This is a genomic window from Roseovarius sp. MMSF_3359, assembly GCF_030733385.1.
GTDB lineage: Bacteria > Pseudomonadota > Alphaproteobacteria > Rhodobacterales > Rhodobacteraceae > Roseovarius.
The window spans coordinates 13,358-33,241 of record NZ_JASHJC010000020.1 but is presented as its reverse complement, the minus strand read 5'-3'; the positions used below and the strand labels follow the sequence as shown (position 1 = coordinate 33,241).

The following is a 19,884-nucleotide window of genomic DNA, read 5'->3' as shown; positions in this document are numbered from 1 at the left end:
CGAATAATCCAGCCAATAACTTTCACAAATTCAATATTCGCGATCAAATCAAGACGCTCAGAACAGACTGCCTTGGTCCGGCGTGTCCGATTTACGTTTTTCGGCTTTTGGCGCTGGTTTTGCGGGGCCGGTTGGCCGAAAGCGGCCATCCGAGAACTCGATTTCCAGGCTCGATGCCTTGCCGGCGGCGGCCTTGGTGGTCACCACATCGCCATCCCCCCGCACAACCGCGTAGCCGCGCTGCAAAGTGGCTTTGTAGCCCAAGGTTTCCCGCAACCGGTCGATCGCCGTCAGCCGGTCGCGCCAGGTGCCTGCCTGTCGCGTGGCCGCATCCGCAAGACGATGGCTCAGCCGGTCAAGCTCTTGCGCCTTCCGGTTCGTGTCCGCCCGCAGGGCGCGCAGGTTCAGGCGAGCGGAGATATTCTGTAGCCGTTGCCGGTCCCCCTCGACCGCGCGGCGCAAGAGCCCGGGCCGCAATGCGCCCGTGGCCTCAGAGAGTTTCACGCGCCGCGTCTGCACGGAACGGGTCAGGGCGGCCGGGAGTTTCTCGCCCCAGGTATCCAGCCGTTGCCGTGGACCGTCGAGCAACCCATCCGCCCGCGGCAAGGCCCGCGACAGATCACGCAGCCTTTGCCCCCGCGTGGCGATGCCCGAACTCAGCGCATGGGTCAATCGCGCTTCCTGGCCGTCAAGCCAGGCCAGAAGGTCCAGCCGGACGGGCACGGCCATTTCGGCGGCGGCGGTCGGGGTTGGCGCGCGTTTGTCCGCCGCATGGTCGATCAGGGTCGTGTCGGTTTCATGTCCCACGGCGGAAATCAGCGGAATGTCACTCTCAGCGGCGGCACGCACCACGGCTTCCTCATTGAAGCCCCACAGGTCCTCGATGGAGCCGCCACCGCGGGCAACAATGATGAGGTCCGGCCGCGGCAGGGCCCCGCCCGGTGTCAGCGCGTTGAAGCCCCTGATGGCGCGGGAAACTTCCGGCGCGCAATTCGCGCCCTGCACGGCCACGGGCCAGATCAGCACCTTGCGCGGAAACCGATCTCGTAGCCGGTGCAGGATATCGCGAATGACCGCACCCGAGGGTGAGGTCACAACGCCAATGATTTCAGGAAGATAAGGGATGGGCCGCTTGCGATCTGTATCGAACAGCCCTTCGCCCGCCAGTTGCTTGCGGCGTTTTTCCAGAAGCGCCATCAACGCGCCCTGCCCGGCCACGGCAACCTCATCTACGTTCAGGTTGTACTTGGACTGCGCCCCGAATGACGTGAGCCTGCCAGTCACGACAACCTCCAGCCCCTCTTCCGGCACGACGGAAAGCGACGCGATCTGTCCTTTCCACGTGGTGCAGGCCAGCACGTTCTTGTCGTCTTTCACGTCATAGTAGAGATGCCCCGAGCGCGCCTTGAAGACACGGCCTACCTCGCCCTTGACGCGGACACGGCCAAAGGTGCCTTCAAGCGTGCGTTTCACCTCGCCGGAGATTTCCGACACGGTATATTCCGGCAGATTTTGCCCCGGTAGCGGATCATCAATCAGGTCAGACATGTCCCATCAATGACCGATACGGCGCGCAAAGAAAAGTGCTGGCTTGCCTCCGTCCCCTCTGCCGCCTATTGAGGCCGCGATCACCGAAATGGGAGGGGCGGATGAACATTCTGATCTTGGGCAGCGGCGGGCGCGAACACGGGCTGGCCTGGGCGGTGATGCAGAACCCCAAATGCGACCGGCTGATCGTGGCCCCGGGCAATGCGGGGATCGCGGATATCGCCGATTGCGCCGATCTCGACATCATGAGCGGTGCCGCCGTGGTGGGTTTTGCCGAGGAGAACGCCATCGACTTCGTGATCGTCGGCCCCGAGGCACCCCTGGCCGCCGGGGTAGGAGATGATCTGCGCACTGCCGGGTTTCTGGTCTTTGGCCCATCGGGCGCAGCGGCGCAACTTGAGGCGAGCAAGAGCTTTACCAAGGAAATCTGCGACGCCTCCGGTGCCCCCACGGCGGCCTACGCCCGGTTCACCGAAGCCGATCCCGCGCGCGACTATGTCTGCGCCCAGGGCGCGCCCATTGTCATCAAGGCCGATGGTCTGGCCGCCGGGAAGGGCGTGATTGTCGCGATGACGCTCGACGAGGCGTTGGCCGCGATTGACGACATGTTCGACGGTGCCTTTGGCGGTGCCGGCGCCGAAGTGGTGATCGAAGAATTCCTCGACGGCGAAGAAGCCTCGTTCTTTGTGCTTTGCGATGGCGAAACCGCCCTGCCCATGGGCACAGCGCAGGACCACAAGCGTGTGGGCGAAGGCGACACAGGCCCCAATACCGGCGGCATGGGCGCCTATAGCCCGGCCCCGGTGATGAGCGACGCGGTGACGCAAAAGGCGCTCGACGAGATCATCAAACCGTCCCTGGCCGAGATGGCCCGCCGCGGCACGCCGTTTCAGGGCATCCTTTTTGCCGGGCTGATGATCAAGGACGGTCAACCGAAGCTCATCGAATACAACGTTCGGTTCGGCGATCCCGAATGCCAGGTCCTGATGATGCGATTGGGCGCGCAGGTGCTCGACCTGCTGCATGCCGCCGCCGAAGCGCGGTTGCACGAAGCACATGTGAACTGGGCCGACGACCATGCGCTGACGGTCGTCATGGCGGCGCAGGGCTATCCCGGTAGCTATGAAAAGGGGTCTGTTATCAAGGGATTGGAAAACATCCCGGAAGACAGCTTCAACATGGTGTTTCACGCGGGCACATCGCGCAAGGATGGTCAGATCGTGGCCACGGGCGGCCGTGTCCTGAACGTGACGGCGCGGGGTACGACCCTGGCCGAAGCGGCGGAGCGGGCCTATGCCATGGTCGACCGGATTGACTGGCCCCAGGGGTTCTGCCGCCAGGATATCGGATGGCGGGCGCTCTGAGGCCCGTAATTTCGAATTGCTTGCGCAATCCGACCGGCGCGAGGGGCTGCGCCCCTCGCGAGGACGATCTCAGGAACAACTAAGCGCCGCGTTCAGGTCGGCAGGGCCGGTATGCCGTGCAATCTTGCGCGATGAGATCACACCATTTGCGAAACGCGACGCCATGACATGGCTCCAATCGGCATTGGCGCTGATGATTTCCACGACACCACCGCAATTGCGGACACCGCCCGGGATGTAATCCCAGCCGATCTTGTGATTGGTCAGCCCCGGTCGTTCCGCCACCTGCCGAAGCTCTCCCTGCGCAAAACGCCAGATGCGCAGTGTCTTGGCCAGGTGGGGCCGATCAATATAGGCGATCTCGATCCGGCCATCCCCATCCAGGTCCGCCGCACCAATAGGTGCCAGCCACCGAAAACGCGTACCGATCGCGGGGGTCGTTGCGATGTACCGGAAATCATCGCCATCATATCCAATCACCGCCAATCGTGCGCCGCGATCCTGATGACTTATGACGACAACAACTTCGGGAAGGCCATCGCCGTCGATGTCCCAAAGGCGCGGCTCGGTGTCTTCAAAGACCGTTCTGGCGGGAGCTTTGATCCGGTAGGTCCGACTGACAGGACCACTGAGCTGCGCGCCTTTGGGGCGCGAAACCGTGACTTCGACCGCAGCCCATTCCAGGTTATCCCCCAGGGCGCCATGTGGGTAAATGTCCGTCGGGCTGACATAGCGTGCATCGCTCAACCCCTGCGCAGCTGTCGAGACAGGCGCCAGCAACGGCAGCCAAAAACACAACGGCAGCACCGCGCGGCGAGCGGACCGCTGCAACCGGCGCAACAGAATACGCCGCGCCCCGTTCACATCAGATCTGCTTTTCGGGCATCTGCACGACAAGACCATCGAGCGCGTCTGTCACCTTGATCTGACAGGTCAACCGAGACCGGGCCGGATCGGGCTCATAGGCGAAATCCAGCATATCTTCTTCCATGTCATCCTTCGCGGGCAGTTTCTCGACCCATTCAGGGACCACATAGACGTGGCAGGTCGAGCAGGCGCAAGCGCCGCCACAATCGGCTTCGATGCCGGGGATGTTGTTGTCGCGCGCGCCTTCCATCACGGTCAAACCATTGGCGACGTCCACGACATGCTCGGTGCCGTTATGCTCGATATAGGTGATTTTCGCCATGCGAACGCACTCCCTTCACAATCTTTGCTCAGCGGTTCCTAGCCAAGCGATGTAACTCTTGCCAGTCCCATTTGCGACCCCTGTCGAAAAGAGTCGCGACAAAATTCAAATGTTTCCCCTTCGTTCCCGCCGAAATCTCCGTTCGGACCACACCGAACAAAGATCAAAGGGGTAAAACAGGGGGCGACCGGCCGCCGGGCCAAGAGCCGACCATGCTTTCCCCGGGCAATCTAATCCGCTAAGCTGCGCGGCAAACAAGGCTTCGAGGCCCGAGCACATGATCCGATCCCTGCCCTGCCTGCTGATGGCGGTCTCCTTGGCTGCCGGCTGCGCTGTGCCTTTGCCCGGAACGGAACCCGAATTGCCTGATGGCGCCGCAACCGCGCCGCCCGGGGCCAAACCTGGCACCTGTTGGGGCAAGAATGTCAGTCCGGCGGTGGTTGAAACCGTGACTGAACAGGTTCTTGTTCAGCCCGCCGAACTGCGCAGCGACGGAAGCGTATCGCAACCGGCGATCTACCGGACGGAGACCCGCCAGGCCATTGTTCGGGAACGCGACGAAACGTGGTTCGAAACCCCTTGTGCCGCGGTCCAGACTCCGGAATTCGTGGCCACGCTGCAACGGGCACTGGCCGCAAGAAACCTCTACCCTGGCCCCATCACCGGCCAGATCGACGCCCGGACACGTGCCGCCATCCGCGCGTATCAGGCCCCGCAAGGGCTCGACAGCGGGATATTGTCCATGGCGGCGGCCCGAAAGCTGGGGTTGGTTGCCGTTGAACGGCCCGAATGACGAGTAGCCAGGTACCTGGAAAGCCCCGACGTACAACCTGGGAAAGCCAGCGACGTCACTCCAGCCGGATCTTCCAGTAGGGGCCGTCTGGTGTGTCGACCTGCATCAACCCGGGCCGATCCTTGGCGGCGTTGAGGCTTTGCAGGAGCTCATACATATCCGACAGGATCGTGGCGTTGTCCCCGAAATAAGTATGGCCAAAGAAGTCGGACTTGGCCCCCGAGGCGTCGATCAGGTCCACGCCGGGCATCGGAAACAGGCCCTGCGAGGCATCCCCGATCCGGTGGAACCCATTCACCGCCTTGGACGCCTTGAGCGCGGTGTCATCATCCGACGCATAAAGCGTGATCGCGCGCGGCAAGGCCTTGAACTTGGGCAATAATTCCTCACGGAAAATCTGCGCGTCGATATCGGGAGCGGCCAGGATGACGGTGGTCACCCGCGCCGCCGCCTCGGGATCTTTATCCGCCAGCCGCGCTAGCCCCTTGGTCAGAAGCCGGGTGCCCATCGAATGGGCAATCACGATGACCTGATCGGCCTCGCGGCTGGTGAGGTGTTCCAGGAATTCGGTCATATGCGGGACCGACCATTCGGCATTCTGGCTGTCGACCGTATAGGCTTCGGTCCGGTCCTGCGAGGGCCAGCTGAAAAAGATCGACGGCCCGGTAAAGCCCAGATCATAGGTCAACTGCCCCGCCCGGCGCGCGGCCTTGCGGTAGCTCGTGTTGTACCCATGCACAAAGGCCAACAGCGCGCTGTCCTCGACCGCGGCCAGCTTCTCCTTGACCTCGGCCAGCATCTTGTCGCGATCCCATTCGCGCACGTCCAGAAGGGTTACGTGCTTGTCGGGCTCAAACCCCACGAGTTTCTTCATCAGCCAGTTCGGCGTTTCCAGATGCCCCATCCGGTGATCGCGCGGGATGGAGATATCGGCCACGCCATAGCGCATCGTGCCACGCTCGTTATTGTACCGGCTGGACGGGTCGTCAGGGTCCCGCTCGGCCTCGGGGCGCAGCCCGCGATTGGTCGCGTAATACATTGAAACCTTGACAAAATCTTCCTCGACAGCCTCGTGCGCGGCACTGACATCCGGTTCAATCACCGGCGCTTCGAAACTGCCCTCGGCCTCGACCGTTGCCTCCGGTTCGGCTTCGACGATCGCCTCCGGCATGGGCGCTTCGGAAAGCTCCTCGATCGAGGAATTGAGCTCTTCAACCGACGCATCGTCGCCCGTGCGCAGCATCGCAACATAGCCGAGCGCCAGTACGACAAGGATCGGAAGCACGACCCGGAATATGAACTTCGGCATTGATGCGCCCCATCGCATGTTTTGAACCGACGACACTATTGCCGCAAACTTCGGGGAAATCTAGCGTTTCGCGGCCCGTACGGCGCGTTCCAGCGCATCGAGGAAGCGGGATCGGTCGGCCTTGGTAAATCCCTTGCCGCCGCCCTGGCGAAACGGGTCCGCGGCGCGCAGATCGGCCATCAGGTCGCGGGTGGCCAGCACATTGCCGATATTGGCCGCGGTCAGCGCCTCGCCGTTATGTTTGAGGACCTGCGCGCCTGCCTCGACGCATTTGGCGGCCAGCGGGATGTCGCTCGTGACGACCACATCGCCCGCCCCCGCCCGTTCGGCGATCCACATATCGGCTACATCGGGGCCGTCGGGAACAATTATGGTCTCGACCAGCGGGTTTTGCGACGGGCGCAGCCCCCCGTTCGAGACCACATAGATGCGCAACCCATGCCGCGTGCCGACGCGCTCGACCTCGGCCTTGACCGGACAGGCATCGGCATCGACATAGATTGCGCTCACTTGGATTTGGCGGCTTTCTTGGACCGCTTCACCTTGAATTCCTCGGGGATCGGCATCCGGTTGAACGCATCAAGCCCGGCAATCTTGTAGGCCTCGGCCAGGGTCGGATAGTTGAACGTGTTCTGCACGAAGTAATCCACCGTCCCTTTGAGGTTCAGGACCGCCTGGGCGATGTGTATAAGCTCGGTCGCGCCTTCGCCCACGATCTGCACGCCAAGAACCCGGCGGGTCTTGAGCGAGAAGAGCATCTTCAGCATGCCGTGCTCCAACCCCATGATGTGGCCCCGGCTGGTCTCGCGGAACCGCGCGATGCCGACCTCGTAGGGGATGCCGCGTTCCTGCATCTCTTCCTCGGACATGCCGCAGGTCGAGATCTCCGGCACCGAATAGATGCCATAGGGAAACCACGGGCTTTCTTCGAGCGTCGGCACTTCGAGCGCGTGACAGGCCGCAACACGGCCCTGCTGGATCGAGGTCGAGGCCAGGCTGGGATGGCCGATCACGTCGCCGGTGGCATAGATATGCGGCACGGCGGTCTGATAGGTCTTGCGATCCACCGACAGCCGTCCGCGATGGTCGGTCTCGAGCCCGATCGTATCCAGGTTGAGCTTGGTCGTGGCGCCCATTCGGCCCGCGGCAAAGAGCAGCATTTCGCTGCGCACATGGCGGCCATTGCCCATGGTCACCTCGATATGTTCGCCCATATCCTCGATCTTCTCGATCTCGGAGCCGAGGCGCAGATCGACGCCGTTCTCACGGATCTGGTGGGTGAATTCACGGATCGTCTGCTGGTCGATGAAATCGAGGAAACTGTCGCGCGGCTCGATCAAGGTGACCCGCACGTCAAGGGCCGAGAACATCGTCGCATATTCGACCCCGATCACACCCGCGCCCACCACGGTCAGGCTGCGGGGGATCTGGCCCAGTTCCAGGAACTCGTCGCTATCGACGATGGTGCTGCCGTTGAACGGCACATAGTCGGGGCGATATGTCCTGGTGCCGGTCGCGATGAGAAACCGGTCGGCGGTCACAGTGCTGACGTCCCCGGCCTCGGTCGCGACTTCGATGGTGTTGGGGTCGGTGAACCGCGCCATGCCCATCATCGTGTCGACATGGTTGCGGTTGAACTGATGTTCCAACACATCGACCTCGTAATCGAGCGTCTTGTGCAGCCGCGCCTTGAGGTCCTGTGCCTCGATATCGTCCTTCACGCGATAGGAACGGCCGTAGAAACTGCGCTCGCGCCACCCCGAGAGGTTGAGCACCGTCTCGCGCAGGGTCTTGGACGGGATCGTGCCGGTATGGACCGACACACCGCCCAGGCGATCCTTGCGATCGACAACCAGCACGCGGCGCTTAAGTTTGCCCGCCTGGATGGCCGCGGACCTGCCCGAGGGGCCGGATCCGATCACGATCAGGTCATAATGGCTCATGGCCTACCCCGCGTAGAGTGCTTCGGCATGGAAGGCGACGTGGTCTTCCATGAAGGTCGAGATGAAGAAATAGCTGTGGTCATAGCCGGGCTGCATCCGAAGCGTGGCCTGCTGCCGCCGCGCCGCAACCGCTTGCGCCAGGGCCTCGGGGCGCAGCAGGTCGATGAACTGATCGCTGGTGCCGGTATCGACAAGGACTGGACCGTCAAAGCCGGTCTCGCGCATCAAAAGGCTCGCGTCATGGGCGGCCCAGGTGCTCTCATCCGCGCCCAGATAGGCGGTCAGTTGCTTGCGGCCCCAGTCGCTGGCCACCGGGTTGGAAATCGGCGCGAAGGCGGAGACGGATTTGAACCGTCCCTGCAGGCCCATGGCCAGGGTCAGCGCACCATGCCCGCCCATGGAATGGCCGGTGATGGCCTGCCGATCGGGGTCAATGGCGAACTTGTCGGCCAGCAGCGCGGGCAACTCCTCGGCCACGTAATCCCACATCCGGAAATGCGGCGCCCAGGGGTCTTGCGTGGCGTTGACATAAAACCCCGCGCCTTTGCCGAGGTCATAGGCGTCATCATCGGCCACATCATCACCGCGGGGCGATGTGTCAGGAAAGACCAGTGCGATCCCCTGTTCGGCGGCCCATCCCTGCGCGCCCGCCTTGGTCATCGCGTTTTCATGGGTGCAGGTCAGCCCCGACAGGTACCAAAGCACCGGCACCGGACCGTCCTTCGCCTCTTCGGGCAGAAAGAGGCCAAAAGTCATATCGCACGAACAGACATCCGATCTGTGGGTGTAGACCCCCTGCACTCCGTCGAAACAGGCGTTTTCCGATTGGGTTTCCATGCGTTCCTCCCTCCACTGAACCGGTTTTGTTGTCTCTAACAGGCCGTGTGCCGCGGGGGAACGGAAAATCGTTGGATGATGGTCGACGGTCACTGCGCGCACTGCCATCCCGCTTGGTCATTGCTGATGGTGAGACGATCCAAACCGGGGTGCAGGGGCTATTGGCTGATAGTCCAATCGTGCTGATGCGTCCGTCCGGGTTTGGCATGCGATGCCAGATCGCGCCGATTTCCAAAGCCGATTTCGCTCATCAACAGGCGCGCTTCGTTGCGCTTCAGCACCGGTGCCGCGGTCGGTCCGTAAGTGGTGCCGGCACTATCGGCAAGCTCGGGAAACACGGTCAGGATTTCATCACGCGATGCACGAGCCATGCTTTGGAGCGCCATGTCACCCGGATGCAGGCTTTCGCTCGGGGCGCCGTTGGCGAAAATCACCTGATGATCGTCAAAAAGAAGGTGGAAATAGGTGACACGCGGCAGGTCGAAAACCTGCTCAATGCCCGGCTGGCCAACCAGAAACTTGGCCGCGACCAGGACCGAACCTTCGCCGTAGAGAAGTTCATTGCGGGGCGACCGGATCAGCATCCTGTGGTTGGGGGACACCAACAGGTCCTGCTGTGGAAGGCCGTTGCCCAACGATCCGGCGGAAATCCTTACAGGCCAGAGCGCGTTGCTGCTGGTAAACGCTGGCAGAACCACACGATGGCCGATCCAACGGATGGCCTCGGCAGTTCCCGCCTCGGTCAAGACCCGGTCGCCAACCTCAAGCGTTTCGATTGCGCGTTCCCCCTGATCCGTCCGGATCATCGTGCCGGCGGTGAAACAGGGAACGTCGGTAAGCGCGCCGGGATCGGTCGTATCGGGCGCATTGGACGGGGTGACGTTCGAGGTCGTGAAACTGTAATTCGTGCCGGGCACAAGCGGCTCGGACGTGATGTAGCCAACAAGGGTACCGTCCACCTCGACACGAAACAGCTCGATCGACCCGCCGCCCGGCTTGGCAAGGGTATAGGACTGTTCAAGGTACATGTTGCCGCTTGTTCCGGTGGGTGTTCCGTCAAGGTTGCGCACAACGCCAGTCTGCGTGGAATCGTCGCCGGTTTCGTTGTTGAACCGGTCACCATCGAAAAGGATACCGTTATCGGCCCGCCCGCTCAGCACCGTACCACCCGCACCGTCGGTCACATCGAAGATGACCCTGTCCGTATCGGGATCAAACCCGTTCGACAGCGTGATTGCCCCGCCACCAAAGGAAATGACGCCGGGCGCGTAGCCGATATAGGAATAGTTCGCCATGTTACTCGCGCCCTTTCAGCCGACGGCCCATTGCTTGGTACGCGCACCGCACCACCGGCCGATTTGCTCATGATTACTCATCTTGGCCAGAGATAGTTATCATTTGTGGTGATGTTAAGGCGCGGATTTCGGAGAAATTCTCCTTGATTTTCAGAAAACTGCCATTTGAGAGAATCGGGCGGATCAGAGCATTTCCTGCACCCAGCCGATCACCAGGGAGACGGTGATGACCGCCGTCACCGTCGAAATCAGGATCGAGGCCGACACCCGTTGCGGTGCCACGCGGTAGTGTTGCGCCAGGATATAGACATTGCCGGCCACTGGCAGGGCGGCGGCGGCGATCATGACGGCCGCAGCATAGGGCGCGACCGGGAATAGCCAGATCGCCGAGATCGCAACGGCGGCCGGGTGCAGCACCAGTTTACAGAGGCTGAGCCAGCCCGCCACGAAGGGACGTTCGGCTGATTTCCCCGCAAGCGACGCCCCGATGGCAAAGAGCGCGCCCGGCGTGGCCGCCCCGCCCAGAAGCGATAGAAACTCGTTCATCACCTGCGGGATCGGCAACGCAAGCGCCGACCAGCTCAGGCCCAGAACGATCGACACGATCATCGGGTTCCTGAGCAGCCCCATGCCGACGGTGCCGAGGATACCGATGCTCATCCGGCCATCCCGGGCGCCGGTAATGAGGATCACGATCAGCGACCCGAAGACGATCAGATCCACCGCCAGCACCAGCATGACCGGTCCAATCGCGGCCTCGCCCATTAGCAGCACCAGCATCGGCACCCCCAGAAAACCGACATTGCCGATCACCGCGCATTGCGCCTCAACCGCGGCCTCTTCGACGCGCAAGCGCCTTAGCATCGCGACCAGCGTGGCCAGCAGATAGATCGCCATTGTCCCGACCAGGTAGGCGGTGACAAACTGCCAATCCAGGATTTCCGCCAACGAAAGGTTGGCCGAAAAGCGGAAGAGCATTGCCGAAAGGGCAAAGTAGAACACGAACTTGGTCAGCCAGGCGGTGGCCTCTTCGTTGAAGAACCCGCTGCGTTCAGCCCCGAAGCCCAGCCCGATGATGAGGAAAAACGGCAGAGTTTGCAGGAAGATGGCAAGCATTGGGTTGTCGTATCACGCTGAGGATCATCGTCAATGCGTTTAACCGTGGCCGGCGCGGATGATTGACCTTGGCGGTCTATCCCGGCTGCGCCGGATACTGGTCATCGCTGACCTGTTCCAACCAGGTGACCGCCGAACCATCCTGCGCCTCCTGCATTGCGATATGGGTCATCTCCTGCCCGGGCGCGGCGCCATGCCAGTGTTTCTCTCCCGGAGCGAACCACACCGTGTCGCCGGGTCTGATTTCGCGTATCGGTCCGCCCCAGCTCTGCGCCAGGCCGAGGCCCGACAGCACATGCAGCGTCTGACCCAAGGGATGGGTATGCCACGCGGTGCGGGCCGATGGCTCGAACGTCACGACAACCGCACGCAGGCGGGCGGGTTCCGGGGCGGAATGCACCGGGTCTATGCGGACCGTCCCGGTGAAGTAGTCCGGCGATCCGTGGGACATTTCACGAGATGCTTTTTCAAAAATCTCCATGCCGATCCTCCTGCGGCTTACCCAATATGCGTGCGACTGTAGCGAAGAGATGCCCGAAAGGCAGCCCATGCGCGGCAAGAGAGTGGCATTGCATTTGTCCGGCCCGCACCCGACAGGTGGTCGCATTCCCGATGCGGTCCGGCTTGGGGCCGCCCCTCGCGTCGCGGCACCGTCGTTTTCCTGCTTGACTCATGATTGATTTTCGCAATTATGCAAACGTATAATTACTCAACATCAGAAACCCAATGTCCCAAACGGCCCCGAAATTCAGGCGCGAACCCGCAGCGCAGCGCAAGGAGGCGCTGATCCAGGCGACCCTGTCGCTGGTCGCCGAGGAAGGTGTGCATGGGGCCACGGTGCGGGCCATTGCCGATCGCGCCAATGTCACGCAAGGCCTGATCCGCCATTACTTTTCCTCCAAGGAAGAACTGATCATGGCGGCCTATGCGTATCACATGAACGCCATGACGACCCTGACCACCGCCCCAGGTACCGATCCCGGCATGTCGAACAGGGCACGGCTGGCGCGCTTCATTACCGTCGGCCTCAGCCCCCCGGTTGTCGATCCGAAATCCGTGTCGCTTTGGGCGGGCTTTCTCAACACCGTGCGGGCTGATGCGCGCATGAAAGCCATCCACGAACAGACCTACCATGACTTCCGCGACCGGCTTGAGGCGCTGATCGGTGCGGCGCTCGAAGAGGCCGGCACCCCTGCCCCGGGGCACCAGTTGCGGTCCCTGGCAATCGCGTGCAACGCCCTGGTCGACGGCCTTTGGATGGAAGGGGGCGCTTTGCCCGATGCGTTCGGCGCGGGCGAACTGCCCCGGATCGGATTGCGCTCCGCCGGGGCGATCATTGGTCTGGATTTAACGATGTCAGAAGAGGTCTCATCATGAAACACACGGCAATCACGGAACGCCTCGCGGGGTTGGGCGGCGCGAAATGGGAGGTCTATCAGAAGGCCAAGGACCTGGTGGCCGAGGGCCGTGATATCATCGAAATGACCATTGGCGAGCCGGATGTACCGACCCCCGACGCCTTGATTGGCGCCACTGTTGACGCGCTGCACCGTGGGCGGACGACCTATTCCAACGGCCGGGGGGAGGCCGGGCTTCGTGCCGCGCTGGCGGAGCGGTACTCGCGAAGCTGCGGGCGCCAGATCACCACCGATCAGGTCTTGTGCTTTCCCGGCACGCAAACGGCATTGTTCAACGTCCTTATGGGGGTGGCCGAAACCGGGGACGAGGTGCTCGTCGGTGATCCGATGTATGCCACCTACCAGGGAGTGATCCGCGCCACGGGGGCGGATGTAATCCCCGTGCCGTTGCGGTCGGAGAACGGTTTTCGCATCAGTGCCGCCGACATCGCCGCACGGATCACGCCAAAGACATCCGCGATCCTGCTGACCACGCCACATAACCCGACGGGCGCGATCCTCTCCGATGGGGATATCGAGGCAATTGGACGGCTGGCGATCGAACATGATTTCTGGATCATCTCGGATGAGGTCTATGAAGAGCTGATCTTTGACGGTGCCGCGTTTTCCTCGCCCCTGTCGCGATCCGAACTGGCCGACCGGGTGATCGTGGTCTCGTCGATCTCCAAATCCCACGCCGCACCGGGGTTCCGCAGCGGCTGGTGCGTCGGCCCTGCCAGTTTCGCCGAGGCCTTGCTGCCGCTGTCGGAAACCATGCTTTTCGGCAATCAGCCGTTCATCGCGGACATGACCGAAAAGGCCATCCGCGACGGGTCGAGCGTCGCGCGTGGCATGGCGGAGCGGTTTGCCGAAAGGGCAACTCGCCTGCAGGAACGACTCGCAGCAAAGACCAACCTCAGGGCCCTGCGTCCGCAGGCGGGCATGTTCGCGATGATCGACGTGTCGGCCACCGGCATGAATGGCAACGACTATGCGCTGCATCTGCTGGAACACGGGAATGTCGCGGTCATGCCCGGGATCTCTTTCGGCGATACGGTGGATAACTGGGTGCGGGTGGCGCTGACCGTCGATGACGCGCGTTTCGCCGCCGCCTGCGACCGGATCATCGCCCACTCAAACACCCTGCACTCGGAGGACGCATGACAAGTATCGGAGAAGAGTTGGTATCCCAACTGGTCGCGCGGGGCGTCGACACCGTTTTCGGCATCCCCGGCGTGCATACGCTCGAACTTTATCGCGGCATTGCCGCCTCGGGTATCCGTCACGTCACCCCCCGCCACGAACAGGGCGCGGGGTTCATGGCCGATGGATACGCCCGGGTGTCCGGCAAGCCAGGCGTTGCCTTCGTCATCACGGGTCCCGGCCTCACCAATACGTTGACGGCAATGGGCCAGGCCCGCGCGGACAGCGTGCCGATGCTGGTCGTGTCGGGGGTCAATACGCTGGACAGTCTTGGCAAGGGGTTCGGCCATCTGCATGAACTGCCGGATCAGCGGGCGATGACGGCGACAGTTGCCCTGACCTCGGAACGGATCGGTCATGGCGATGACCTCCTGCCCGCCCTCGACCGGGCCTTTGCGCCGTTTCAGTCCGGACGGCCCGGGCCGACCCATATCGAAATCCCGCTCGACGTGGCCGGGACGGATTATGCGCCGGCTGGCGATGCGGCCACCTCGCCCGCTCCTGCAGCAATCGACGCCCAAGACGTCACCAGGGCGGCCGAGCTTTTGTCCACGGCGCGCGCGCCGGTGCTGCTGATTGGCGGGGGCGCGCGGTCGGCCGCGGACGGGATCCGCAAACTGGCCGAACGGCTCGATGCGCCGGTGGTGCAGGCCACCAATGCCCGGGGCCTGCTCCACGACCATCCGCTTGGCGTTCCGGCCAGTGCCAGCCTGCAGGCCATCCGCGACTTGATTGAGGCGTCCGACGTGGTCCTCGCCATCGGGACCGAGCTTGGGCAGACCGATTACGACATGTACGCGACCGGCACGATGGCGGCGATGCCCACCCTGATCCGTGTCGATATCTGCCCCGAGCAGATTGCCCGCCATCCGGCGGCGCATGCCATCCTTGGCGACGCAGCGGCGGTCGTGGCGGCCCTTGGCGACACCCTCGGCCCTGCGCCTGCCCACGCCGATGGGGCCGCGCGCGCGGCACAGGCACGCGCGGCGGCCTGGGAAGAAATCGGCCCCGACATGCAGCACCTCAGCGAGGTGCTGGCAACCATGCGCGACACGATCAAGAACGCGATCATCGTGGGCGACTCGGTTTATCCGATCTATGCGGGCAACCTCTATTACGACCATGACCGCCCCGGCGGCTGGTTCAACGCGGCAACCGGGTTTGGCGCGCTTGGCTATGGCATACCGGCGGCGATCGGAGCGGCCCTGGCGGCGCCGGACGCGCCGGTGATCTGCATCGCGGGCGATGGCGGCGCGCAGTTCAGCCTGCCCGAATTGATGTGCGCCGTGGACGAAAAACTGCCCATCACCTTCGTGATCTGGAACAATTTCGGCTATCAGGAGATTGCCACGTCGATGCAGGCGGTCGGGGTCACCGTCGTCGGGTGTGATCCGACGCCACCGGATTTCGAATTCGTGGCGCGCTCCTGCGACATGCCGTTCTGGCGTATTGGTCCGGCCCTGGGTGAGGTCGCCGATGCCCTGCGTGCGGCCCAGACCGTGGACGGCCCGCGCCTGATTGAGATCAGGGCGCCGAACCAGTCCCACGCCACCGAATAGGGGGGCCGCACACCATGACCGATCCAACCATCGAGTTCACCCGCGCCATCACGCGCCGCCCCGGCCAGAGCATCACCGAAGGCCTCAGGGCGCAGGATACCGGCACACCCGATTTATCCCGGATGCTGGACGCGCATGCCCACTACGTCGCCACGCTCAAGCAGACAGGTGCGGAGGTGATCGAACTGCCACCGCTGGAGGCCTATCCCGACGCGGTGTTTGTCGAGGATACCGCGCTTTGCCTGCCACAGGGCGCGGTGTTGATGCGCCCCGGCGCGCCCAGCAGGATGGGTGAAGTGGCCGCAATGGCGCCCACAATCCGCGAAGTCTATGACGATGTCCGAGAGATCCGCGGACCGGGTCATATCGAGGGCGGCGACATCCTGGTGACGGGTAAAGAGATCCTCGTCGGGCGGTCCGACCGCACTGATGCCGACGGTGTGGCGGAGCTCACAAGGGTCGTGGCCGATTGGGAGCACAAGGTCAGGGAGGTTGTCACCCCACCCGGCGTTCTGCATTTCAAGACCGATTGTTCGCTTCTGGATGCGAACACCATCCTGTCGACCAAACGTCTTGATGCATCGGGATGTTTCGACGGCTACCGCGTTTTGCATGTGGCCGATGGCGAGGAAGCCGCCGCCAATTCGATCCGGTTCAACCAGTTCGTCCTGGCCCCTGCGGGTTTCCCGCGAACCGTGGAAATGCTGCGCGCGCAGGGCTATGATGTGGTCGAGATCGACAACGCGGACTGCGCCAAGCTCGACGGTGGCATGTCCTGCCTGTCACTGCGGCTCTGAAAGACGCGCTACTTAAGCCGCTCAGCCTTTGACAAAAAGGCCGGACAGCGCGCGTTTGACCAACCCCGTCACCGAGGGGCGCTTGGCACGTGCAAAGGGCAAGGGGCGGCAGACCTCGATCGCAGCCACGCCGACGCGGGCGGTCAGTGCGCCGTTCACGATACCCTCGCCAAACCGGCGCGAGATCTTGGACAAGACGCTGCCCCCAGCGACGGAGCCGATCAGGTCATCGCCGATCGCCACTGCACCGGTCGCCACCAGGTGGGTCATCACCGCCCGGGTCAGGCGCCAACTGCCCAAAGTTCCGGAGCGGCCGCCATAGATCTCGGCCACGCGGCGGATCATGCGAATGTTGGACGTGAGCGCCGCCACCACATCCGCCAGTGCCAGCGGAACGATGGCGGTCACGGTGGCCACCTGCCGGGCGGCGGCCTCGACCTCGCGCAGCGCCGCCTGATCGAGCGGGCCGAGCAACTCCACCTCGGCCAGCCCAAGAAGGTCTGCCGCCTCGAACTGATCCCCGCCATATTCTTCTAACCGATCCCGCCCCCAGCGGGTTTCCTCCCGCCCGGCGTAGAAGCTGGTCAGGCGTGACACAACCCGCCGTGCCTTGCCAAGATCACGCTCGGAGAGGGCCTCCTCCGCCTCCGCCTGCAAGGTGTCGATCCGCCTGAGGCGCGAGAATGCCGAGAGTTCCTTGAGCGCAATGGCCAGCATCACGAGGCCCAGAAGCGCCAGCAAGCCGGTGACCGTCCAGCCAAGCACCGGGGATCGGGCAAGCAGGCCGGTGACGAAATCCCACGCGGCGACCGAGACAACCACGCCCAGCAGCGTGAGCAGGATCGACCAGAACCAGCGCGCCAGCCGGGAGGGGCGCCGCGCGGCAAGCGTCGCGACCGCCTGCATCGCCTGCCCCTGCGGCACGGGTGCGATATCGGGCACCGGCGGGGCCGTGTCCGGGCCTTGTTCCGCGGCTTTCCCCTCGAGGTCGATCAACACCGGGCCTTTGCTCATAGCCTGTCTCCCAGAAGGAACTGCGCCGCGCGATCAAGCCGGATATGCGGCGGCCCTTCGCCGGGTTTGAGGGTGAGCGTCGCGGGGGCAAATTGCATCACCTGATAATCCGCGTCGAGCCACTTCTTCGCCCCCTCCCGCGCCGGGGTCAGAAGCCGTTGGGGATCCTGCGGCAGGTCGCCGGGATAGAATGCCGCCTGTTTGCCGGTCTCCAATAGCCGGCCGCGCACACAGGCCAGATCGGCGCCGTCATGCTTAATCGTCTCTTCCACCGTGGCACGCAGCGCGGCGATCGCCATCGCCTGCGTCTCGGCCCCGGCAAAATCCGCCCGATCGCGCGCCTCGCGCGTCAGCGCCTGCATGATCGCGGCCAGCCGGTCATGTTGTGTATGATGCAGGTGATCGGCCTTGGTCGCCGCAAAAAGGATCTTCTCAACCCGCCGCCCCATCAACAGCCGGGTCAGAAAGTCGTTCCGGCCCGGGCGGAAAGCCCCGAGTATCTCGGTCATCGCATGGCGCATATCCTCGACGGCCTTGGGCCCCTTGTGGATCGCCCCCAGCGCATCGACAAGCACAACCTGCCGGTCGATGCGCGCGAAGTGATCGCGAAAGAACGGTTTGACCACCTGCGCCTTGTAGGCTTCGAAGCGGCGGTCCATCTCGCGCCAGAGCGACCGGCGCGGCGGGCGATCGGGTTGCGGCAAGGGGGCGAAGGTAATCGCCGGAGACCCCGCCAGATCCCCCGGCAACAGGAACCGCCCCGGCGTGCAATCGTAGAACCCGGCATCGCGGGCCGCATGCAAATAGCCGGTGAAGGCTTCGGCCAGGGATTTCGCCACCGGCTCATCAAGTTTCGCGCTACCATCGGTCGCCTTGGCTTGCGCCAGGTATGCCTGCGCCTCGGGGCGATCCTGAACCCGGGTCAGAACCTCGTCGCTCCATTGCGCATAACTCTTGTCGAGCAGGGCCAGGTCAAGCAGCCATTCACCGGGATAGTCGACGATATCCAGATGCACGGTCTGCGGACCGCGCAAGCCCCCCAGTAACCCTCCGGGGCGGACCCGAAGGCTCAACCGCAATTCCGAAATCGCGCGGGTGCTGTCGGGCCAATGGGGGGTGTCGGCGGTCAATGCGGCTTTATGAGTCTCGAAGTCAAAGCGCGGGACGGTATCGTCGGGTTGTGGCTGCAGGAATGCGGTCTGTACGCGCCCATCGGAGGCCGCCAGAAGCGCGGGCATCCGGGCGCGGTCCATCAGGTTCGCTACGAGCGACGTGATGAAGACCGTTTTGCCGGACCGTGCAAGACCCGTCACACCCAGGCGGATCACCGGCTCGAACAATGTCTCTGATATCGTGTCACTGACGCTCTCAAACCCGCGCGTCACGCCGTCCGCGATCGTTGTAATGACCAAATGGCTGCCCTTTCCGCCCGCTACCGCCCCTAGATAGCCACCCGGTGCCGCCGTTGCCAGAGGGGAGGTTTGGGGGATTGTTCCCCTGCCCGCCCCGGTTTATGGGGGTCGCATGCCCAGATACGCCCTCAAAGTCGAATATCACGGCGCGCCCTTCGCCGGATGGCAGCGTCAGGCCGATCAACCTTCGGTTCAGGGCGCGATCGAGGCGGCATTGGCCAGGCTTGAGCCGCGCGAACATACAATCGCGGCGGCCGGGCGGACCGATGCAGGGGTGCACGCGCTGGCGCAGGTGGCCCATTGCGACATGGAGAAGGACTGGGACCCTTTCCGCCTGTCCGAGGCGCTGAATTATCACCTGAAACCCGACCCCGTCGCCATTCTCGCCTGCGCGCCGGTCGCGGAGGATTGGCACGCGCGGTTTTCGGCGTTGGAACGGCGGTATTTCTTTCGGCTGCTGACCCGCCGCGCGCCCGCGACCCATATGGCCGGGCTGGTCTGGCAGGTACCGCACCAATTGGACATATCCGCGATGCGCGAAGGCGCCGCGCACCTGATTGGCCGACATGATTTCACCACCTTCCGCTCGTCGATCTGCCAGGCCGCAAGCCCGGTCAAGACGCTGGATGCGCTCGACATCAAAGAGGTCGAGACGCCCGGCGGGGCCGAGGTGCATTTCCACATCCGCGCGCGCTCGTTCCTGCACAATCAGGTCCGCAGTTTCGTGGGCACCCTGGAACGGGTCGGCACCGGCGCCTGGCCGTCTGCGCAGTTGAAATCCGCGCTCGACGCCCGCGACCGCGCGGCCTGCGGCCCGGTCTGCCCGCCGCAGGGGCTTTATCTTGCGGGCGTCACATATCCCACGGACCCTTTCGCCTGATTTGCCTTTGATCTTATGCCCGGCCCGCGCTAAAGCTGCGGATCAGAGCGGTCCCGTAGCTCAACTGGATAGAGCAGCTGACTTCTAATCAGCAGGTTCGGGGTTCGAGTCCTCGCGGGATCGCCAATTATTTCAAATATTTAGAGTTAATTTACTTTTATCACGCTGGTATGGGTAAGCATAGGGTAAGCGTAAGGACCTCCTTTTTGTTTGATTTCTTCTATAGGT

The 19,884-nt window shown here is 63.3% G+C and carries 19 protein-coding genes and 1 tRNA gene; 8 read left to right on the top strand and 12 right to left on the bottom strand.

Annotated features, from left to right (window positions below; all coding sequences use genetic code 11):
- Positions 1-57: 57 nt before the first annotated feature.
- Positions 58-1,548 (bottom strand): exodeoxyribonuclease VII large subunit, encoded by a 1,491-nt coding sequence (gene xseA, locus RBB29_RS20400; protein WP_306116945.1) that lies wholly within the window; start codon positions 1,546-1,548, stop codon positions 58-60.
- Positions 1,549-1,649: 101 nt separating this feature from the next.
- On the opposite strand from xseA, the gene purD reads away from it, so the two are divergent.
- Positions 1,650-2,912 carry a phosphoribosylamine--glycine ligase gene (gene purD / locus RBB29_RS20395; protein WP_306116946.1) on the top strand — a complete coding sequence of 421 codons (1,263 nt, stop codon included), beginning with the start codon at positions 1,650-1,652 and terminating at the stop codon, positions 2,910-2,912.
- Between the two features lie 69 nt (positions 2,913-2,981).
- On the opposite strand, the gene RBB29_RS20390 is transcribed toward purD, so the two are convergent.
- The gene (locus tag RBB29_RS20390) at positions 2,982-3,776 is read right to left on the bottom strand and encodes a VCBS repeat-containing protein (protein ID WP_306121211.1); all 795 of its coding nucleotides are present in this window, start codon (positions 3,774-3,776) and stop codon (positions 2,982-2,984) included.
- Position 3,777: 1 nt separating this feature from the next.
- Complete coding sequence (locus RBB29_RS20385) at positions 3,778-4,101, bottom strand: 2Fe-2S iron-sulfur cluster-binding protein (protein WP_306116948.1); 324 nt, start codon at positions 4,099-4,101, stop codon at positions 3,778-3,780.
- A 277-nt stretch (positions 4,102-4,378) separates the two neighbouring features.
- On the opposite strand from RBB29_RS20385, the gene RBB29_RS20380 reads away from it, so the two are divergent.
- The gene (locus tag RBB29_RS20380; protein ID WP_306116949.1) at positions 4,379-4,894 is read left to right on the top strand and encodes a peptidoglycan-binding protein; all 516 of its coding nucleotides are present in this window, start codon (positions 4,379-4,381) and stop codon (positions 4,892-4,894) included.
- A gap of 55 nt (positions 4,895-4,949) precedes the next feature.
- Here RBB29_RS20380 and RBB29_RS20375 read toward each other — a convergent pair whose 3' ends face one another.
- The 7 genes from RBB29_RS20375 to RBB29_RS20345 all read right to left on the bottom strand — a co-directional run bounded on the left by RBB29_RS20375 (position 4,950) and on the right by RBB29_RS20345 (position 11,875).
- Positions 4,950-6,203 (bottom strand): alpha/beta hydrolase, encoded by a 1,254-nt coding sequence (locus RBB29_RS20375; RefSeq protein WP_306116950.1) that lies wholly within the window; start codon positions 6,201-6,203, stop codon positions 4,950-4,952.
- A 60-nt stretch (positions 6,204-6,263) separates the two neighbouring features.
- Entirely contained in the window at positions 6,264-6,713 is a 450-nt protein-coding gene (locus tag RBB29_RS20370) for a YaiI/YqxD family protein (RefSeq protein ID WP_306116951.1), read from the bottom strand.
- Entirely contained in the window at positions 6,710-8,146 is a 1,437-nt protein-coding gene (gene sthA / locus RBB29_RS20365; protein ID WP_306116952.1) for a Si-specific NAD(P)(+) transhydrogenase, read from the bottom strand. Before sthA ends, RBB29_RS20370 begins: the two co-directional genes overlap by 4 nt.
- A gap of 3 nt (positions 8,147-8,149) precedes the next feature.
- The gene (gene fghA / locus RBB29_RS20360; RefSeq protein WP_306116953.1) at positions 8,150-8,983 is read right to left on the bottom strand and encodes an S-formylglutathione hydrolase; all 834 of its coding nucleotides are present in this window, start codon (positions 8,981-8,983) and stop codon (positions 8,150-8,152) included.
- A gap of 158 nt (positions 8,984-9,141) precedes the next feature.
- Positions 9,142-10,278, bottom strand: coding sequence for a Hint domain-containing protein (locus tag RBB29_RS20355; protein ID WP_306116954.1), 1,137 nt, complete (start codon positions 10,276-10,278; stop codon positions 9,142-9,144).
- Between the two features lie 183 nt (positions 10,279-10,461).
- Positions 10,462-11,394, bottom strand: a complete 933-nt coding sequence (locus RBB29_RS20350; RefSeq protein WP_306116955.1) for an AEC family transporter — start codon at positions 11,392-11,394, stop codon at positions 10,462-10,464.
- 76 nt (positions 11,395-11,470) lie between these two features.
- The gene (locus tag RBB29_RS20345) at positions 11,471-11,875 is read right to left on the bottom strand and encodes a cupin domain-containing protein (protein ID WP_306116956.1); all 405 of its coding nucleotides are present in this window, start codon (positions 11,873-11,875) and stop codon (positions 11,471-11,473) included.
- A gap of 245 nt (positions 11,876-12,120) precedes the next feature.
- On the opposite strand from RBB29_RS20345, the gene RBB29_RS20340 reads away from it, so the two are divergent.
- From RBB29_RS20340 to RBB29_RS20325, 4 genes are read left to right on the top strand one after another with little or no spacing between them, the layout of a single operon-like run.
- Positions 12,121-12,771, top strand: coding sequence for a TetR/AcrR family transcriptional regulator (locus RBB29_RS20340; RefSeq protein ID WP_306116957.1), 651 nt, complete (start codon positions 12,121-12,123; stop codon positions 12,769-12,771).
- The gene (locus RBB29_RS20335; RefSeq protein WP_306116958.1) at positions 12,768-13,955 is read left to right on the top strand and encodes a pyridoxal phosphate-dependent aminotransferase; all 1,188 of its coding nucleotides are present in this window, start codon (positions 12,768-12,770) and stop codon (positions 13,953-13,955) included. Before RBB29_RS20340 ends, RBB29_RS20335 begins: the two co-directional genes overlap by 4 nt.
- Positions 13,952-15,553, top strand: a complete 1,602-nt coding sequence (locus tag RBB29_RS20330; RefSeq protein WP_306116959.1) for a 5-guanidino-2-oxopentanoate decarboxylase — start codon at positions 13,952-13,954, stop codon at positions 15,551-15,553. Before RBB29_RS20335 ends, RBB29_RS20330 begins: the two co-directional genes overlap by 4 nt.
- A 14-nt stretch (positions 15,554-15,567) precedes the next feature.
- Positions 15,568-16,350: a dimethylarginine dimethylaminohydrolase family protein gene (locus RBB29_RS20325; RefSeq protein ID WP_306116960.1), complete on the top strand. Its 783-nt coding sequence runs from the start codon at positions 15,568-15,570 to the stop codon at positions 16,348-16,350.
- 21 nt (positions 16,351-16,371) lie between these two features.
- Here RBB29_RS20325 and RBB29_RS20320 read toward each other — a convergent pair whose 3' ends face one another.
- The gene (locus RBB29_RS20320) at positions 16,372-17,364 is read right to left on the bottom strand and encodes a YcjF family protein (RefSeq protein WP_306116961.1); all 993 of its coding nucleotides are present in this window, start codon (positions 17,362-17,364) and stop codon (positions 16,372-16,374) included.
- Complete coding sequence (locus RBB29_RS20315) at positions 17,361-18,776, bottom strand: YcjX family protein (RefSeq protein ID WP_306116962.1); 1,416 nt, start codon at positions 18,774-18,776, stop codon at positions 17,361-17,363. Before RBB29_RS20315 ends, RBB29_RS20320 begins: the two co-directional genes overlap by 4 nt.
- A 112-nt stretch (positions 18,777-18,888) precedes the next feature.
- Between RBB29_RS20315 and truA the strand changes: the two genes are divergently transcribed.
- Positions 18,889-19,656, top strand: a complete 768-nt coding sequence (truA, locus tag RBB29_RS20310) for a tRNA pseudouridine(38-40) synthase TruA (RefSeq protein ID WP_306116963.1) — start codon at positions 18,889-18,891, stop codon at positions 19,654-19,656.
- A 49-nt stretch (positions 19,657-19,705) separates the two neighbouring features.
- Positions 19,706-19,782: transfer RNA gene (locus RBB29_RS20305), tRNA-Arg, on the top strand.
- Positions 19,783-19,884: the final 102 nt, after the last annotated feature.

Bases quoted from the DNA above. Each gene is read 5' to 3' on its own strand.
- xseA (WP_306116945.1), bottom strand. From the start codon at position 1,548: ATGTCTGACCTGATTGATGATCCGCTACCGGGGCAAAATCTGCCGGAA.
- purD (WP_306116946.1), top strand. From the start codon at position 1,650: ATGAACATTCTGATCTTGGGCAGCGGCGGGCGCGAACACGGGCTGGCC.
- RBB29_RS20385 (WP_306116948.1), bottom strand. From the start codon at position 4,101: ATGGCGAAAATCACCTATATCGAGCATAACGGCACCGAGCATGTCGTG.
- RBB29_RS20380 (WP_306116949.1), top strand. From the start codon at position 4,379: ATGATCCGATCCCTGCCCTGCCTGCTGATGGCGGTCTCCTTGGCTGCC.
- RBB29_RS20375 (WP_306116950.1), bottom strand. From the start codon at position 6,203: ATGCCGAAGTTCATATTCCGGGTCGTGCTTCCGATCCTTGTCGTACTG.
- sthA (WP_306116952.1), bottom strand. From the start codon at position 8,146: ATGAGCCATTATGACCTGATCGTGATCGGATCCGGCCCCTCGGGCAGG.
- fghA (WP_306116953.1), bottom strand. From the start codon at position 8,983: ATGGAAACCCAATCGGAAAACGCCTGTTTCGACGGAGTGCAGGGGGTC.
- RBB29_RS20355 (WP_306116954.1), bottom strand. From the start codon at position 10,278: ATGGCGAACTATTCCTATATCGGCTACGCGCCCGGCGTCATTTCCTTT.
- RBB29_RS20350 (WP_306116955.1), bottom strand. From the start codon at position 11,394: ATGCTTGCCATCTTCCTGCAAACTCTGCCGTTTTTCCTCATCATCGGG.
- RBB29_RS20345 (WP_306116956.1), bottom strand. From the start codon at position 11,875: ATGGAGATTTTTGAAAAAGCATCTCGTGAAATGTCCCACGGATCGCCG.
- RBB29_RS20340 (WP_306116957.1), top strand. From the start codon at position 12,121: ATGTCCCAAACGGCCCCGAAATTCAGGCGCGAACCCGCAGCGCAGCGC.
- RBB29_RS20335 (WP_306116958.1), top strand. From the start codon at position 12,768: ATGAAACACACGGCAATCACGGAACGCCTCGCGGGGTTGGGCGGCGCG.
- RBB29_RS20330 (WP_306116959.1), top strand. From the start codon at position 13,952: ATGACAAGTATCGGAGAAGAGTTGGTATCCCAACTGGTCGCGCGGGGC.
- RBB29_RS20325 (WP_306116960.1), top strand. From the start codon at position 15,568: ATGACCGATCCAACCATCGAGTTCACCCGCGCCATCACGCGCCGCCCC.
- RBB29_RS20320 (WP_306116961.1), bottom strand. From the start codon at position 17,364: ATGAGCAAAGGCCCGGTGTTGATCGACCTCGAGGGGAAAGCCGCGGAA.
- truA (WP_306116963.1), top strand. From the start codon at position 18,889: ATGCCCAGATACGCCCTCAAAGTCGAATATCACGGCGCGCCCTTCGCC.